This window comes from Tessaracoccus terricola, from assembly GCF_054776555.1.
Window position 1 is genome coordinate 620,815 of record NZ_BAAHBS010000001.1, and the last position, 15,322, is coordinate 636,136.

Consider the following 15,322-nt stretch of genomic DNA (forward strand, 5'->3'; position numbering starts at 1 on the left):
GGTGACAGGTGTGAACGGAAGCCCGTTACCGGGCACTGGATGGCTCGCACGAGGCGTGTCTCTCAGGCCTGTCACCACGAGGTCTGGACTCCGGGGTGTCCGAGGTCGCGACAGTGAGCATTGCGCCCGGAACCAGCGGGTGGATCAGGTGGCGGTGCTCTCACGCTGAAACAAGCGATGTGGCGCAATGCGCTGACTCGGCTCGGTTTCGGGATCGGCTATTCGTGCGGAGATAGCTCGAACCGCCTCTCGGGCGATGAAAGGTGTGTCAAGGGCGACGGTGCTCAGCGACGGTTTGGCATACCGCCCCTCTTCGATGTCGTCGATCCCGATCACTGCGATGTCTTCGGGCACGCTCAATCCGGCGTCGAAGATGGCGCGGATGGCGCCCATTGCCAACAGGTCGGAGTAGCAGAAGATGGCGTCGGGGCGCAGTGGCAGCAGTTCCTGGGCTGACTGGTAGCCGCCGGCGCGGCTGTAGTTTGACGAGGGGCGGATCAGCTCTGGATCCACCGCAAGGCCGGCTGAGCGCAGCGCCTCCTCATAGCCAGCGGTGCGTTGGCGCGGGGTTGCGTACTCCTCCTTGGGCTGTGTACCGATGGCTGCAATCCGCGTCCGTCCTGACGCGAGGAGGTGGTTCACCGCATCCCGGGCTGCGGCGACGTTGTCGATGGTGACATGGTCAAACCTGCCGTCGTACTCGTGTTCTCCCAGAAGCACCAACGGCATGGTGGTGGCGCGTTTCAGTTCCAGTAGTTCGGCGCGAGTGACCAATGGGCTGAAGAGGATGCCGTCGAAGAGCATGGTGCGGTCCCCACCCAGAAGGAGTTGTTTCTCGCGCTCATGATCATGGCCGGTCTGGTCCACCATCACTCGGTAGCCCTCCTCGGCGGCGGCGTCGATGATGTTGCGGGCCAGTTGGCTGAAGTACGGGACGTCGATCTCCGGGACGACGAGGGCCAGCATGCCGGTCCGGCCAGTCCGGAGGGTCCGGGCGACGGGGTTGGGACGGTAGTCCAGCTGGGCGATGGCCTTGAGGACGCGCTCGCGCATGCGGTCGCTGACATGCGCGTAGCCGCTGACCACGTTCGAGACGGTGCGCACGGAAACGCCAGCCGTCTCAGCGACGTCACGCAGGGTTGCAGGCATGCGTTCCATCATAGGCCTTGCAACGTTGGCAAATTGTCGAGTACGCTTTTGCATACGTTGGCAAATGAGTGCCAGCCCAGCACACAAGGGAGTGTCCATGAAACGCAACTGGAACCGGCGGGGTGCCCGCCTGGTCGCGGTCGGTGCAGTTTCCGCACTGCTGCTCTCGGCCTGCGGCCCAGACATCACTGGCGGCGACGAGCCGAGTTCGGACCGCCTGCAGGCACCATCGTCAGAGAACCCGTCCGGAGAGATCACCATCTGGGACCGCTCCGGTGACCTCTATGAGGTGTTCGAAGGCGTGATCGACGACTTCAACCAGAAGTACCCGGATATCACCGTCCATCACGAGGCCGTGGACATCAACGCGAAGTTGCAGAACACCCTCATCACCGGAACCGACGTACCTGATGGTGTCTTCCTCGACGACGCCCTGGTCAGCAGCTATGCGGACCACCTGTGGGACCTCAGTGACGTGCTGGCCCCGTACCTTCCTGACATCGCACCGCAGAAGATTGACGCCACCACCGTCGATGGCGCGCTGCACGGCGTGCCGTATGACCTGAACCCTGGGTTGCTGTTCTACAACGCCACGGCCCTGGAGGCTGCTGGCATCGACGCCACGCAGATCGAGACCTACGACGATTTGCTGGAGGCAGCGCGCGCCTACCAGGCGTTCAAGCCGGAATCCGGCCCGATCCACCTGGAGCAGAGCCCGTTCCTGGGCCAGCTCCAGCTGGAGATGTATGCCAGCCAACTGGGTACCTCCATCGGCGACGCCCAGGGGCAGCTCAGGCTGGACAGCCCCGAGTACGAGCAGATCCTCACCTTCCTTGACACGGTCCGCGCAGAGAACCTCGGCACCCGTGCGGAGTACCTCGGTCCAACCGACATCGCGGAACTGGAGAACGGCAGCCAGGTGTTCTACCCGTGGGCCATCTGGTTCGACTTCGCCCCTCAGCAGCTACTCCCAGAGACCAGCGGCGATTGGCGTGCCATGGAACTGCCAGCCTGGGAGGCCGGCGGCGCCCGCGGCGGTGCCATGGGCGGTGCCTCCTTCGTCCTGCCCAAGGACGGTGCCAACTCGGAACTGGCGTGGCTGTTCTACGAGTTCCTGATGTACGACGAGGCTGGCTACACCGCTGTCTGGGGAGAGAACGACATCTACCCCACAGGCCTGAACACCTCCATCCCGGCCTACCTGCCCGCCGCAGATCCCGCCAAGCCGCTGTTCCAGCCGCTCGAGGCACTGGGCGGACAGGATCTCTGGGCCGTCGCTACGTCCGCAGGAGCCGGCATCCCGGCCGGTACCGCCATCCCCTCGTGGTGGAACGGCGCCGTCGACTACCTGGGCAACGACATCCAACGGATGCTCGACGGCGACATGACTCCCGCGGAGGTAATCAGCAACTCCTCTGAGGAAATCCAGACCAACCTGATCGACAGGCAGTGACGGGCCCGACGGCATGACTTCCACAACCCTCCCGCTCGCGGCACCGGCGCCCACGCGTCGCCGGATGAGCAGAGCAAGACTGAAACGGCTGGGAGCCCCGTACCTGTTCGTCCTCCCGTTCGTGCTGGTCTTCCTGGCGTTCAGCGTCTACCCGCTGATCTTCACCGCGCGGCTCAGCTTCACCAACTGGCGTGGCTCCGGTGCCGCCGAGTGGGTGGGTTGGGGAAACTACAGCTACCTGCTCACCAGCGATGCCTTCTGGAACTCGCTGGGCAACTCCGCGGTGCTGTGGCTACTGATCGTCCCCATCCAGATCGTTCTGGCTGTAGTGGTGGCCGTGCTTCTGAACTCGGCCCGGTTGAAGCTGACAGGGCTGTACCGAATCTCCTTCATCGTTCCCTTCGTCACCCCATTGGTGGCAGTGGCCCAGATCTGGGTGGTGCTGTTCGACCAGCGCTACGGCGCCGTCAACGCAATGCTCGGGATATTCGGGATCCCGGAGATCGGCTGGCTCACCACCAGCCTGTGGGCCAAACCCACGCTGGCACTGCTGTTCCTGTGGAAGACCACTGGATTCATCGTCATCATCCTGCTCTCGGGACTTCAGTCCATCGACGCCGCGCTATATGAGGCAGCCGAACTCGACGGCGCATCCCGGCTGCGGCAGCTCTGGAGCATCACCGTGCCGCTGCTCCGTCGGACCATGATGTTCGCGGTCGTACTGCAGACGTTGGCTGTCTTCCAGATGTTCGCAGAACCGTTCGTTGTCACCCAAGGCGGCCCCTACAACTCCACGACAACCGCCGGCTACTACCTGTACAACCACATCACCCGTGGGGATCTTGGCACCGGCGCCGCCAACTCGTTCCTGCTGGTGATCCTGGTGATGGTGCTCTCGCTGTTCTTCGTCCGACTACTGAAGGCGCAGGACTGAGCCATGACCATCTCATCCCCGCCCACGCAACCGGCGACGTCAGTGGCTGCCGGAAGTGGGCGCAGGCCAGCTCGTCACCTCCAGCTGGGCGCACACGTTTTCCTCATGGCGCTTCTGGTGGGTTTCCTCGCACCCGTGGTGTGGGCCATCGTCTCCTCGTTCAAGCACCCGAATGACATCATCCGGGATCCGCTGGGCTTCGACCCCACCACGCTCACCCTCGACAACTTCATCAACATGTTCGCCGACGTCCCCATCTGGCATGGGTTCATGAACACCGGAATCGTGCTGGTGTTCAAGGGCGCCATCACGCTCTTCTGCGCGCCGCTGGCCGCCTACGCCTTCGCCAAGTACCAGTTCGTCGGGAAGAACATCATTTTCGGAGCAGTGCTGGTCACGCTGATGCTGCCAACCATTGTGCTGATCATCCCATTGCTGCTGGAGATGAAGGCGCTCGGTTGGGTGAACACCTACCAGGCTCTCATCCTGCCGGGCGCCGTCGACGCTTTCGCCATCTTCTGGATGCGGCAGGTGATCTCGGCCGTGCCCGATGAACTGCTGGATGCCGCCCGTGTGGACGGCTGTGGTGAGTTCGGCATCTTCTGGCGGGTCATCGTGCCCGTGATCCGGCCGGGTCTGGCCGGCCTTGCGGTGCTGACCATCATGAACATCTACAACGACTTCGTCTGGCCAGTCATCGTCGCAAGCTCCGAGCAGATGGCCACCCTCCAGGTGGTGCTCTCCACCCTGGCCCAGAACATCACCGGAAACCGCGTCGGAGCTGACTACGCAACGGTGACCGGCGAGCTCCTTGCCGCCAGTTCTGTGGCGCTCATCCCCCTGCTGGTGCTCTTCATCGTGCTCCAGCGTCACTTCATCAACGGCATCCTCGCCGGCAGCGTGAAAGGCTGAACGTGTACCAATCCCACACCAACTCCTCCGTCCCGGCGCACGAGCTCGACGCCGTCCCTCGCCCGGAGTACCCGCGGCCGGACCGTGACCGCTCCGAGCAGTGGCTGAGCCTCAACGGCCAGTGGAACTTCGAGGCTGACGGGGAGCGGGCCGAGATCACCGTGCCCTTTGCCTGGGAGACCCCCATGTCCGGGATTGGCTGGACCTGGCTGGAGCACGCCGTGTACCGCCGCACGGTCACCGTACCCACCTCCTGGCAGGGCCGACGCGTCGTGCTCAACTTCGGTGCTGTCCACCATCATGCCACGGTCAGCGTCGACGGCCTCGAAGTCGGCGAGCACGTGGGCGGCTACGACTCGTTCGAGATTGATGTGACAGAGCACCTCCTTCCCGGCACCCCGGCTGAGCTCGCTGTCGAGGTGACTGCGCCCGCTGACAAGCGCAGCATCGCCCACGGCAAGCAGCGCTCGATCCCACGCGCCGACTACGACGGCGTCTGCTTCACCCCCACCTCCGGCATCTGGCAGTCCGTGTGGCTGGAGGCGCGAGGCCGAACCTACGCAGAGTCCGTCCAACTTCGTGGTGACTCCCTGACCGGCATCGACGTCATGGTCCGGCTTCAGGGCGACGACGTCGCCAACGCCGTGGCGCAGGCCCAGGTGGATGGCGTCACTGTCGAGCTGACGGCCATTGGTGACGGTGACCGCGCCGGGCGGCTAGAACTTGAGAACACTCGGCTCTGGAGCCCGGAGGACCCGCACCTGTACCGGGTTGAGGTCACCGTTGGCGACGGCGAGGCCGCGGACCGCGTCGTCGCCACCACTGGCCTGCGTCGCATCGAGACGCGCGGTGAGGAGTTGTTCCTCAATGGTGAACGCCTGTACGTGCGGGGGGTGCTGGACCAGGGCTACTGGCCCGAGTCCGGTTTGACGGCCCCCACAGCGGACGCGCTCCGCAAGGACATCGAGCTGGCTGACGGTCTGGGGTACAACCTGATGCGCAAGCACCTGAAGTTCGAGGATCCCATCTGGCTGAACGAGGCTGACAGGGCCGGGATGCTGGTGTGGGCGGAACCGGCATGCCCAAGCCGATTCTCCGTGGAGGCAGTGGCGGCGTTCGAGGCCCAGCTGCAGCCCATGGTGGAGCGTGATGGAAACCACCCCAGCATCGTCATCTGGGGGCTCTACAACGAGGAGTGGGGACTGGACTGGGACATCCCCGGCAGCCCGGAAAGGGCTGCGGTGGCCGCGCAGGCCTATCGCGTGCTGCGAGCCCTGGATGACACCCGCCCCATCGTGGAGAACTCTGGCTGGGCGCACGTGGAGAGCGACTTGGTGGACTGGCACTACTACGAACCTGACCTAGCCGTTTGGAAGCAGACGATTGCGGACCTGGCGAGCGGGGAACGCGAGACCTTCCCCGTTCGCCTTGGGCCCGACTTCGTGGTGGACAAGTCCTTCTACGGTTCAGATGACTTTCCCCGGACCGGCGTGCCCATCCTCAACAGTGAGTACGGCGAGGGATTCACCAGCCTGGAACGGGCGTGGCACCTGCGTTGGGAAACCCAGGAACTGCGCCGGCACGACCGGTACGCGGGCTACGTCTACACGGAGTTCGCCGATGTGGAGCACGAGTGTGCGGGACTGCTCACAGCCGACCGTCGGGCAAAGGACTGGGGAGGCTGCAACCCCGCCGATGTGAACGCCGAGACGGTGTTGGTACTGGACATGGTGCCGAGTGAGGCCGGCGCCGACATTGCCGTGCCGGTCAGCCAGTTCGAGTTGGGAGTGGCTGTCTCGCACCACGGCAAGGCTCCCTTGTCCCTGACTGTGCACTGCGTCTGGGGCCGTGCAGGCGTGACGATGGCGGTCTCCGATGTCACGGCCAGCTCCAGCACTGACGCCGTCCTCGTCGAGCCGTTCCGGCTCTCGGTGACCGTCGGGCTGACTGTGCCCGCCCGTACCGGGGCGGGCCGCTTGTTGATCTGGGCCGAGGATTCGGACGGGAGCGTCGTGGCGCGGGCATTCCTCGATGCAGCCGAGGTGGAGCCGCGCAACCGTCGGGGTGCCCGCACCTCGTAACAGGCCTGGTGACAGACGTGAGTGACACGCCTCGCCCGGGATCGCCAGTTCCTCTACGAGGCGTGTCGTTCACACCTGTCACCACGATGTCGGGAGCCCCGGGGAGGGAGCCGGACCCTCGAGACCCAGCGTCGCTCAGTCATCCAGCCAGAGCGACACCACGACCTTCCCGGACGCCTGGGAGTCCCTGGCAAGTGCGAATGCCTTCTCCACGTCCGTCACCGGCACGACGTGGGTGATTATCGACGTGATCTCCGGGCGCTGGGCCAGCAACGTGATGGCCTCGTCGATCTCGTCGTTGAACCGGAAGCTGCCCTTCAACGCCACCTCCTTGCTCACCAGCGGAGCCAGGTTGATTCCCACGGGTGCGTTCGGCAGCATGCCCACCTGCATCACCACCCCTGCCCGACGCACTGCCAGCAGCGCGGTGTTGATGGCCGCTGGCACCCCGGAGCACTCGTACACGACGTCGTACTCCTCGGACGGGACCTCGTCCTGCCCGACGGTGAACGCCCGGCCCGCACCGAATCCGACTGCCACTTCATTCTCTTGAAGTGGTGCAACGAGCGCGCTGGCTTGCTGGTTCTGCCGACGGTCGAACGCCGCGAACCGGGTCCTGGGGGGGGGCGGGCAGGTAAAGTCGTCGGCGCCGTTCGCGACGGCAGGGACTGGGAGGTTGCAGGGCATGAGGGTGGAACTGCGGGACGTGACCAAGGGCAGCAGCTTCGCGGCGACGAGCCTGGCGTTCGAGTCGGGCACGGCCCGGCTGGCCGCGGCGGAGACGGAGCAGCGGCCGACGGTGCTGGGACTGTTGGCGTCGGGACGGATGGCGCCGGAGCACGGCAGCATCCTCGTCGACGGCGAGGTCGACGACGCCCGCACCCGCATCCGGCGCCGCGTGGCACTGGTGGACGCTCCGGCGGTGTGCGACCCGGCGCCGGACGTCGCCACCTGGGCTGTGGTGGCCGAGGAGCTGATGTTCGCCGGCCGTCTCTCCAACCGCGTGGCCGCGCGTGCGTTCCTGAAGGGGCTCGGCATGTCCGGCCTGCGCAACCGCAGCATCGCCGACGTGGGCCCTCGGGACCGGGTGCGGCTGCTGCTGGAACTCGCCGCGCTGCGCAAGGGCGTGGAGGGGATCGTGCTGGTCTCGCCCGACCGGCACGGTGGCACCCCGTTCGAGTGGTGGGACATCGCCGCCGAGTTCGGCGAGCGCGGCCTGGCCGTGCTGGTGATCGCTGGCGGTGCGTCGGCTTCGGTGCTGGAGGGCGTCGCTCCCCGGGCCGAGGCCGGCGGTGACGACGGCACCCCACCAACGGCGCGCCCGCGCCGTGCCCGTTCCGACGAGGAGGCCCTGACGCGATGAAGACCCCAGCCATGATCGCGGCCGAGCTGCGCCGCCTCACCGCCAGCCCCATGGCCGTCCTCGCGCTCCTGGCGCTGATGCTGGTTCCCGTCCTGTACGGCGGGCTGTACCTGTGGGCCAACCAGGACCCGTACGCGCGCCTGAACGAGATCCCGGTAGCGCTCGTGGTTGCCGACGAGGGCGTCGCCGCCACCGAGGGCACCGAGGCGCAGAACTACGGCCAGGGAGTGGCCGACGAACTGCTCGCCGGCAACGCCTTCGACTGGCAGCTGATGGACGCCGCCGTCGCAGCGCAGGCCCTCCATGAGGGAGAGGTGGACTTCACCGTAACCATCCCCGCCGACTTCTCCGAGGCCCTCGTCTCCGGCAGCACCGAGAACCCGCGCCGCGCCGAGATTACGCTCGAGACCAACGACGCCAACAACTACCTCGCCTCCACCATCGGTTCGCAGGCCGTGGAGAAGATCCGCCGCGAGGTCACGGAGCTGGTCAACAAGGAGGCCGCCTCCCGCATGCTGACCGGCCTGGGCACCGTGCGCACCAAGATCGCGGAGGCCGCCGACGGCGCGTCGCAGCTCTCCGACGGGGTTGCCTCCGCCATCGACGGCACCTCCCAGCTGTCCGCCGGCGCCACCGACCTCTCCGACGGCGCCGCCACCCTCGCCGGCAAACTGGGCGAGCTGGGCGACGGCACCGCGACCCTCGTCGACGGCAGCGCCCAAGTGGCCGACGGCGCGCGCCAGGTGGCCGACGGCGTCGCCACCATCCGCGGCTACGCCGACACCGCCGGAAGCGCCTCCCAGACCGCAATCGATGCCCTGCCCACCATCCGCCAGGACATCACCGACCGCCTCCTCGAGCGTGGCCTCACCCCCGAGGAGGCCGCCGAGGTGGTGGCCCTCCTCGACCCCCTCGACGCGGACCTGAAGGACGGCAACTCGCGCATCCAGGAGGCGGTCTCGCAGATCGACCAGCTCTCCGACGGCGCCGAGCAGGTGGCCGACGGCGCCTCCGACGTCAGTGCCGGCGCGGTCACCGTCGACGACGCCGTCGGACAACTGCACGACGGTGCCCTCACCCTGTCCGACGGGACGGTCACGCTGGGCGACGGGATCGGCGAGCTGGCAACCGGGCTGGGGGAGCTGGCCGACGGCGCCGAGGCGCTGCACTCCGGGCTGGTGGCGGGCGCCTCCGAGATCCCGCTCACCGACGACGAACTGCGAGAGCTGCAGGCCGGCGTGATCGCGGACCCGGTTGACGTCAACACCGGCAACCTCGCCGCGGCGGGCCAGTACGGCGCGGGCCTGGCCCCGTTCTTCGCGGCGCTGGCCGGCTGGATCGGCATCTACGCCCTGTTCCTGATCGTCAAGCCCGTCTCGAAGCGCGCCATCACCGCCCTGCGCTCGCCGGTGCGGATCACGTTGAGCGGCTGGGCCACGCCCGCCGCGCTGGGTGCCCTGCAGATGGTGGGGTTGTTCCTGGTGCTGTCCTTCGTGCTGCAGTTCAGCTTCGAGAAACCGTGGGAGACGCTGGGGACCATGGTGCTGGCCTCGCTCACCTACACCGCCATCATCATGGCGCTGAACGTGTGGCTGGGCAGCGTCGGGCAGTTCCTGGCGCTGGTGTTCATGGTGCTCCAGCTGGTCACCGCCGGTGGCACGTTCCCCTGGCAGACGCTGCCCGAGCCGCTCGCCGCGCTGCACCACGTGCTGCCCATGGGTTTCGTCGTCGACGCCATGCGCCAGTTCATGTACGGCGGGGACTTGGGCCGGGTCGCCGCAGACTACGCCGTCCTCCTGGCCTGGCTGTTGGGCGGCCTGGTGTTGACGATGCTGGGAGTCGCCCGCATGGTCCGCCGTCGCACCATGCGGGACCTGGCGCCCAGCCTGATCGGCTGACCCTCGCTGCGGTGTCGAGCCGATGTCTGGCTGCCGTCACGAGCACTGTCCGTAGCGGCGAGATCCAGGCGGTGGTCGCGGGCTGCTGATGGATCAGCCTCACAAGCATGACCGTTCGCCAGCGTTGGACCGCGGCCCCGGGGCGGGGCGAGAGGAGTGACAGTCGGTGCCGAGCCTGGAGCGGATGATCTACGCCGATGATTCTGGCCATCCGGCGGCGGGGCTGGCGGTCTTCGGCTGGGTCGAGTTCTCGCCGGACCGTTGGTCGGGTGTGCTGAGAACGTGGCTGGAGATGCGCAAGCAGCTCTGGAGAGGCGACGACGTCGGCGACTGGTCCCGAGGCTATGGCTACTCCTTCTGGAGCCAGCGCCACGGCTACCGCGGCGACGGCGCCTTCGGGCAGTTCGCCATCGTGCTCCCGGAGCACGACGTGGCGGTGGCCATCACCTCCGAGGTCTCCGACATGGCGGAGGTGCTGGACCTGCTCTGGCAGCACCTCATCCCAGCAATCGACGCCGCACCGGACCCCGACGCCGACGTCGAACTCGCCAGCCGTCTGGCCGACCTCCAGCACCCGCCCCTGGCCGGACAGGAGCGACGGACCGCCCTCACACTCCCGAGGGACCCGGCGTCGCAGTTGCCCGCAGCGTTCAGCTCCGCCACGCAGGAACCCGGAGACGACGGTCACGTCCTCACATTTGACCACCCGGATGGGGGACTGGTCACCCGGTTCGGTGACGGGCGCCAGCTCGATTCGAACTGGCCCACCAAGCGGGGAGCAGAGGTGGCCGTCGCCGCCAGCGGCGGGTGGCGTGACGGAGTCTTCATCGCTGAACTCCGGCTGGTCGAGACTCCGCACACGATGCTTGTGGAGTTCGAGCCCCGCGCAGGTGCCGCGCGGCTCGACTGGCGCCAGGTCTCCCTCACCGGAGCCGACCCGTTGGCGACGGCGGCCCACCCCTTCTGAGCCGTGGCCGGCGCCTAGTCTGGATGCCGTGAGCAACTCAGTGCAGTCCCTGACACAGCTAGAGGCGCAGGCGCGGGCCGCGCAACTGGAGGTGCTCGACTACGCAGTCGACCTCGACCTCGATTCGAGCGACGACACATTCACCTCACGCAGCACCATCCGGTTCCGCAACACGGGTGGAGACACATTCCTGGACGTGAAGCCGGTCTCGCTGAGGAGGGTGCGGCTGAACGGGTCCGACATGGACGTCTCAGCGCTGGCCCGGGGCAGGTTCCCGGTGCCGGCCAGCGAGGGGGAGAACGAACTGGTTGTCGAGGCGGTCATGCCGTTCCGCGTCGACGGAGAAGGCCTGCACCACCACGTGGACCCGGCCGATGGGCGTCGCTACGTCTACGGCATGAGCTTCATGGACGCGGCCCCGAGCATCTTCGCGTGCTTCGACCAGCCCGACTTCAAGGCCCCCTACACCTTCACGGTGAAGGCCCCGAAGGACTGGACCGTCACTGGCAACGCGCCGGGAGCCCACATCGGAGACGGTGTGTGGCAGTTCGAGCAGACGCAGCCGCTGTCCACCTACTTCGTCACGCTGGTGGCCGGCCCGTACCACCACATCGCCGACGAGCACGACGGCATCAGGCTGGGCCTGTCGGCGCGGCAGAGCATCGCGAAGAACCTCGAGGCCGACGCCCCGGAGATCCTCACCGTCACCAAGCAGTGCTTCGACGAGTTCCACCGGCTCTTCGGCATCCGCTACCCGTTCGGCGACTACCACCAGGCCTTCGTGCCGGAGTTCAACGCGGGCGCCATGGAGAACCCTGGCTGCGTCACGTTCCGCGACCCTATGGTCTTCACCAGCCGCGCCACCCGCGGCGCACACATCCAGCGGGCAGTCACCATCGCGCACGAGATGGCTCACCAGTGGTTCGGCAACCTGGTCACGCCGGTGTGGTGGGATGACTTGTGGCTCAATGAGTCGTTCGCCGAGTACATGGGTAACCGCGTGGCTGCCGACGTCACCGAGTTCAGCGACGCCTGGGTGCACAACGCGCACCGCCGTCGTCAGTGGGGACTGGTGGCGGACCAGCGCCCCAGCACCCACCCCGTCGCCGGCAACGGTGCACGCGACGCCGCCAGCGCGCTCCAGGACTTCGACGGCATCTCCTACGCCAAGGGCTCCAGCGTGCTGAAGCAGCTCGCCGCCAGTCTCGGCGACGAGGTCTTCCTTGCCGGTGCCGTCGATCACTTCACCCGCCACCGTTTCGGCAACGCCACCATGGGCGACCTGTTCGCCTCGTGGGAGCGCGCCGGCGCCGGTGACCTCAGCGGCTTCATCCAGGGATGGCTCCGCACCGCGGGCGTCGACGAGCTTGCCTACGACCGCGCCACCGGTGCCCTCGTGCGCCGCACCCCCGACGAGTACCCGGCCGACCGGCAGCACACCGTCCGGGTCGCCACCGCCGCCCCGGGCGAGCAGTGGAACACCCAGACCGTGAGCCTCGGCGCCGAACCGACGCCCTTCGACGTGGCGCCGGGTGCAGCCGTCATCGTCGACCCGTTCGAGGACTCCTGGAGCCGCAACGTCCCCGACGCCGACACCCTCGCCGCACTGCCCGCGCTGCTCCCGAAAACCAACGACCCCATGCTCCGCGCCGGAATCTGGAACGCGGTGCGCAGCGGCGTCCACGCCGGGGCCGTCTCCGCCGACGACGCCCTAACCGTCCTCGCAGCCGGACTGCCCGGCGAGCGCGACGACGACGCGGTGGGCGTGCTGAGCGGATGGGCCCTCGGACGCCTGCGTGCCGTCGCCGAACCGGCTGCCGTCGAGGACGTCGTCCAGGAATCCGCCGCCCAGATCCTCGACGCCGCCCTGGCCGGCAGCACCCTGCAGCTCGCCGCGTTCGGTGCGCTCGTCTCGTCCAGCCGCGAAGCCGACCGCCTCCGCCGCTGGCTCGGCAAGGACGACCTGCCGTCGGGCCTCGAACTGGATGAGGACCTGCGCTGGCGCATCAACGTTCGCCTCGCCGAACTCGGCGAGACCGACGAAGCTGCACTCCTCGCCGAGTTCGAGTCCGAACCCACGGCAACCGCACGGGTGGAGTACGCACGGGCCAGGGCCAGCCTGCCCGATCCGAAGCACAAGGCATGGGCCTGGCAGCGGTTCACCGGGGAGGAGGCCGCCTCCAACTACGAACTGAAGGCCATCGGCCAGGGTTTCTGGCAGCGCGGGCAGGAGGAACTGACCGCCCCGTACGTGCAGCGCTACCTGGACGAACTGCCGGCCACCGCCGGGGTGTTCTCCGGCTGGGTTCTCGCCGACGTCGCCGAGGCGTTCTTCCCCATAATCGCGCTGCAGCGGGACTTCCTGACCCAAGTGCAGGCGCTGGCGGCTGACGAGGAACTGGCAGCCCCGCTGCGTCGCCGTGTCGGGGACCTGGCCGACGAGTTGTCCCGGCGAATCGGGTGAACTCGCGAAGCGTCCATGATCCCGGCCGGCACGGCAGCCTCGAGCGCCCCCGGCACCGCCAGCCGCTGGCGACGCCCCGTGCGCCGACTCCCGGTCGGTGCGGGGAGCTAGAGGGGTTTCGTCCAACCAATGGTGTGCCGGAATCCCAGCCGGTGCCGCATCTCGGCGCCGGGTAGGACTCGCTGAACCAGGACGCGGAGCTCGTCGAAGGTCAGCTCGGGATCCTTGACGGGGAAGGGCTCAGGGGCATCCAGCACCGGCTGGGGCCAAGGGTGCTTCACGTAGCCGATCAACGGGTTCGTGACGATGGCGGCGGCGTCCCACAGCAGGTCCGCCGGGCGGCTGGAAGCCGCAGCGAGCCCGACGACGAGGAACCTGCCGCCGGGTGCGAGCAACCGGCGGACATGGCGCAGGGCGGCCTCGACGTCGAGGTGGTGCAGCACCGCCACCATCGTGATGAGGTCGAAGGGGCCCTCGAGGTCCCTGAGCTCGGTGGCGCGGACCGCCACGTTGTCCACGGCCGCACACCGCCCGGATGTCGCGGCGCGCATGTCCTCGTCGACGTCGACGGCCAGCACCTGTTCGAAGTGGAACGAGAGCCTCCACGCCAGTTCACCGCGCCCGCAGCCGACGTCCAACGCGGACGAGCGGCCCTCCGGCAGGTTCGCGACGATCCAGCTGTGGAAGTGGTCGTTGTGGCTCCAGGGGTGTCGGGCGTTGAACCTTCGCAGGGCTTCGGCAGCTCCGGCGCCCGCGCGGGTGGCGCCCAGTCCTCGCAGTACCATCCGACAATTCTGGCCCCGCCGGCCAGCGCCGGACGGGAGTCCGGAATCCGGTACCTCCCGCCGGGCCGAGTCCTGCGGCCGCCGCCAGGGCTGTCCGGGTTCCGGTGCTCCGGGACCGCGGGTGAGGATCAGGTTGTTCGCGGAGCGCATCGCCTTCGGCCGCATCGCTGGCCGCAACGCGGTGGCGGAGGAATCGCGCTGACGCCGACGCCTGTGGTGACGCACGGGGGCGCATCCGGGAACCGAGCTTTCCGGATGGGCCCCCGGTGTCCGTGTGGTTGCGGCACCTGCACCTGGCCACCGGCGGCGCGGGTGGCTCAGTCCCGTGGTCGCCCGGATGGCCCCGGTGCTGCCCGAGCCCAGCCACCGTCGCGCGACGGGGTGCACAGGTCACCCCGACCATTCTCGCGCCTCCCTCGCCGTGGCAGACGCCGCACCCGAACGCGGCCAACAGCAGTTCCCTGTGCTCCTGCCAGGCGAGAGCGCGAGTCGGGAGGCGCTGGTCCAATCCCCGCCGTAGACCTGGCACACGTCGTCGCCGCCCCCGCGGAGCGGGCAGCCGGTCCGCGCAGGCGTGAGTCGGACCGGAACCGGCGTCGGGTCGGGTTCGTGGTCCGGGGCGGTGGGGACGGGTGTGAGGCCCGTCTCGTCCCAGCACAGCACCGCGGGCTGGCCTTGGAGCGCGGCCAGCCCGGCGACGTCGCTCGCCGTGACGCCGAGGACCAGCGCGCCGCCCTCCACCCACTGCCGGTCGGGCGAACTGGCGACGGTGGGGCGCCAGTCCCAGCCGAGCTCGTCCAGCTTCTGCTGGAGGCGGAGCAGGTGTCCGCCGGCCTCGATGCGGGTGGCGGGGCTGCCCGGCGGGGCGACCCCGGCTACGACGAACACCTCCTCGTTCCCGGGGAAGACGACGCCTGGGCGCTGGGCCTCCTCGCCGGGGCAGGGGACCAGGTCCACTGCCGGCTGCTCGAGCCCGCCGGGCCAGATTCGGATCACGTTCTCGCTGTAGGAGCGGGACCTGCTGACCGCCTGCAGCAGCCGGCGCGCACCGTCGGGGTTGCCACGGCGCGGGGGCACCGGGATGGGGATCTGGTCTCCCGGGACGGTGCCGGAGTTGTTGCCGGGGATGGGCTGTGGGGACATGGGAGAACTCCTCGTTCCGAGCCTCGCTGGAACGAGGCCGCTTGACCTCTCGCGGTCTGCGGAGGCCGGGTCTTCCTCGGGAAGCACCGGAGCGGCTCCGGTTGCTGTGCGACCACCCCGAGGAGTTCTGGCCGCAACTCTTGACCTGCCCAGGAGTATGGCAGGGACCACTG

The 15,322-nt window shown here is 68.1% G+C and carries 12 protein-coding genes and 1 riboswitch; of the genes, 8 read left to right on the forward strand and 4 right to left on the reverse strand.

What is annotated here, in order from left to right; all coding sequences use genetic code 11:
• Positions 1-144: 144 nt before the first annotated feature.
• The gene (locus ACYU7G_RS02785; RefSeq protein WP_461104531.1) at positions 145-1,149 is read right to left on the reverse strand and encodes a LacI family DNA-binding transcriptional regulator; all 1,005 of its coding nucleotides are present in this window, start codon (positions 1,147-1,149) and stop codon (positions 145-147) included.
• A gap of 97 nt (positions 1,150-1,246) precedes the next feature.
• On the opposite strand from ACYU7G_RS02785, the gene ACYU7G_RS02790 reads away from it, so the two are divergent.
• The 4 genes from ACYU7G_RS02790 (at position 1,247) to ACYU7G_RS02805 (ending at position 6,529) form a co-directional block, all read left to right on the forward strand.
• A complete protein-coding gene (locus ACYU7G_RS02790; RefSeq protein ID WP_461104533.1) occupies positions 1,247-2,602 on the forward strand; it encodes an ABC transporter substrate-binding protein in 1,356 nt (451 codons plus the stop codon).
• 64 nt (positions 2,603-2,666) lie between these two features.
• Entirely contained in the window at positions 2,667-3,536 is an 870-nt protein-coding gene (locus ACYU7G_RS02795) for a carbohydrate ABC transporter permease (protein WP_461104535.1), read from the forward strand.
• 105 nt (positions 3,537-3,641) lie between these two features.
• Positions 3,642-4,448 carry a carbohydrate ABC transporter permease gene (locus ACYU7G_RS02800; RefSeq protein ID WP_461104537.1) on the forward strand — a complete coding sequence of 269 codons (807 nt, stop codon included), beginning with the start codon at positions 3,642-3,644 and terminating at the stop codon, positions 4,446-4,448.
• A 2-nt stretch (positions 4,449-4,450) separates the two neighbouring features.
• Entirely contained in the window at positions 4,451-6,529 is a 2,079-nt protein-coding gene (locus tag ACYU7G_RS02805) for a glycoside hydrolase family 2 protein (RefSeq protein WP_461104539.1), read from the forward strand.
• Positions 6,530-6,664: 135 nt separating this feature from the next.
• On the opposite strand, the gene ACYU7G_RS02810 is transcribed toward ACYU7G_RS02805, so the two are convergent.
• Positions 6,665-7,069: a zinc-binding dehydrogenase gene (locus ACYU7G_RS02810; RefSeq protein WP_461104541.1), complete on the reverse strand. Its 405-nt coding sequence runs from the start codon at positions 7,067-7,069 to the stop codon at positions 6,665-6,667.
• Positions 7,070-7,214: 145 nt separating this feature from the next.
• On the opposite strand from ACYU7G_RS02810, the gene ACYU7G_RS02815 reads away from it, so the two are divergent.
• The 4 genes from ACYU7G_RS02815 (at position 7,215) to pepN (ending at position 13,221) form a co-directional block, all read left to right on the forward strand.
• A complete protein-coding gene (locus tag ACYU7G_RS02815; RefSeq protein WP_461104543.1) occupies positions 7,215-7,892 on the forward strand; it encodes a hypothetical protein in 678 nt (225 codons plus the stop codon).
• Entirely contained in the window at positions 7,889-9,790 is a 1,902-nt protein-coding gene (locus ACYU7G_RS02820) for a YhgE/Pip family protein (RefSeq protein WP_461104545.1), read from the forward strand. Before ACYU7G_RS02815 ends, ACYU7G_RS02820 begins: the two co-directional genes overlap by 4 nt.
• A gap of 166 nt (positions 9,791-9,956) precedes the next feature.
• Entirely contained in the window at positions 9,957-10,757 is an 801-nt protein-coding gene (locus tag ACYU7G_RS02825) for a hypothetical protein (RefSeq protein WP_461104547.1), read from the forward strand.
• 28 nt (positions 10,758-10,785) lie between these two features.
• The gene (gene pepN / locus ACYU7G_RS02830; protein WP_461104549.1) at positions 10,786-13,221 is read left to right on the forward strand and encodes an aminopeptidase N; all 2,436 of its coding nucleotides are present in this window, start codon (positions 10,786-10,788) and stop codon (positions 13,219-13,221) included.
• Positions 13,222-13,328: 107 nt separating this feature from the next.
• Here pepN and ACYU7G_RS02835 read toward each other — a convergent pair whose 3' ends face one another.
• Both ACYU7G_RS02835 and ACYU7G_RS02840 read right to left on the reverse strand, forming a co-directional pair.
• Positions 13,329-14,006, reverse strand: coding sequence for a class I SAM-dependent methyltransferase (locus tag ACYU7G_RS02835; protein WP_461104551.1), 678 nt, complete (start codon positions 14,004-14,006; stop codon positions 13,329-13,331).
• A gap of 390 nt (positions 14,007-14,396) precedes the next feature.
• Positions 14,397-15,149, reverse strand: coding sequence for a DUF3293 domain-containing protein (locus ACYU7G_RS02840; protein WP_461104553.1), 753 nt, complete (start codon positions 15,147-15,149; stop codon positions 14,397-14,399).
• Between the two features lie 32 nt (positions 15,150-15,181).
• Positions 15,182-15,295: riboswitch (SAM riboswitch) on the reverse strand.
• Positions 15,296-15,322 lie beyond the last annotated feature (27 nt).

Excerpts from the sequence above, each read along its gene's own strand:
- ACYU7G_RS02785 (WP_461104531.1), bottom strand. The coding sequence starts at position 1,149 with ATGCCTGCAACCCTGCGTGACGTCGCTGAGACGGCTGGCGTTTCCGTG.
- ACYU7G_RS02790 (WP_461104533.1), top strand. The coding sequence starts at position 1,247 with ATGAAACGCAACTGGAACCGGCGGGGTGCCCGCCTGGTCGCGGTCGGT.
- ACYU7G_RS02795 (WP_461104535.1), top strand. The coding sequence starts at position 2,667 with ATGAGCAGAGCAAGACTGAAACGGCTGGGAGCCCCGTACCTGTTCGTC.
- ACYU7G_RS02800 (WP_461104537.1), top strand. The coding sequence starts at position 3,642 with ATGGCGCTTCTGGTGGGTTTCCTCGCACCCGTGGTGTGGGCCATCGTC.
- ACYU7G_RS02815 (WP_461104543.1), top strand. The coding sequence starts at position 7,215 with ATGAGGGTGGAACTGCGGGACGTGACCAAGGGCAGCAGCTTCGCGGCG.
- ACYU7G_RS02820 (WP_461104545.1), top strand. The coding sequence starts at position 7,889 with ATGAAGACCCCAGCCATGATCGCGGCCGAGCTGCGCCGCCTCACCGCC.
- ACYU7G_RS02835 (WP_461104551.1), bottom strand. The coding sequence starts at position 14,006 with ATGGTACTGCGAGGACTGGGCGCCACCCGCGCGGGCGCCGGAGCTGCC.
- ACYU7G_RS02840 (WP_461104553.1), bottom strand. The coding sequence starts at position 15,149 with ATGTCCCCACAGCCCATCCCCGGCAACAACTCCGGCACCGTCCCGGGA.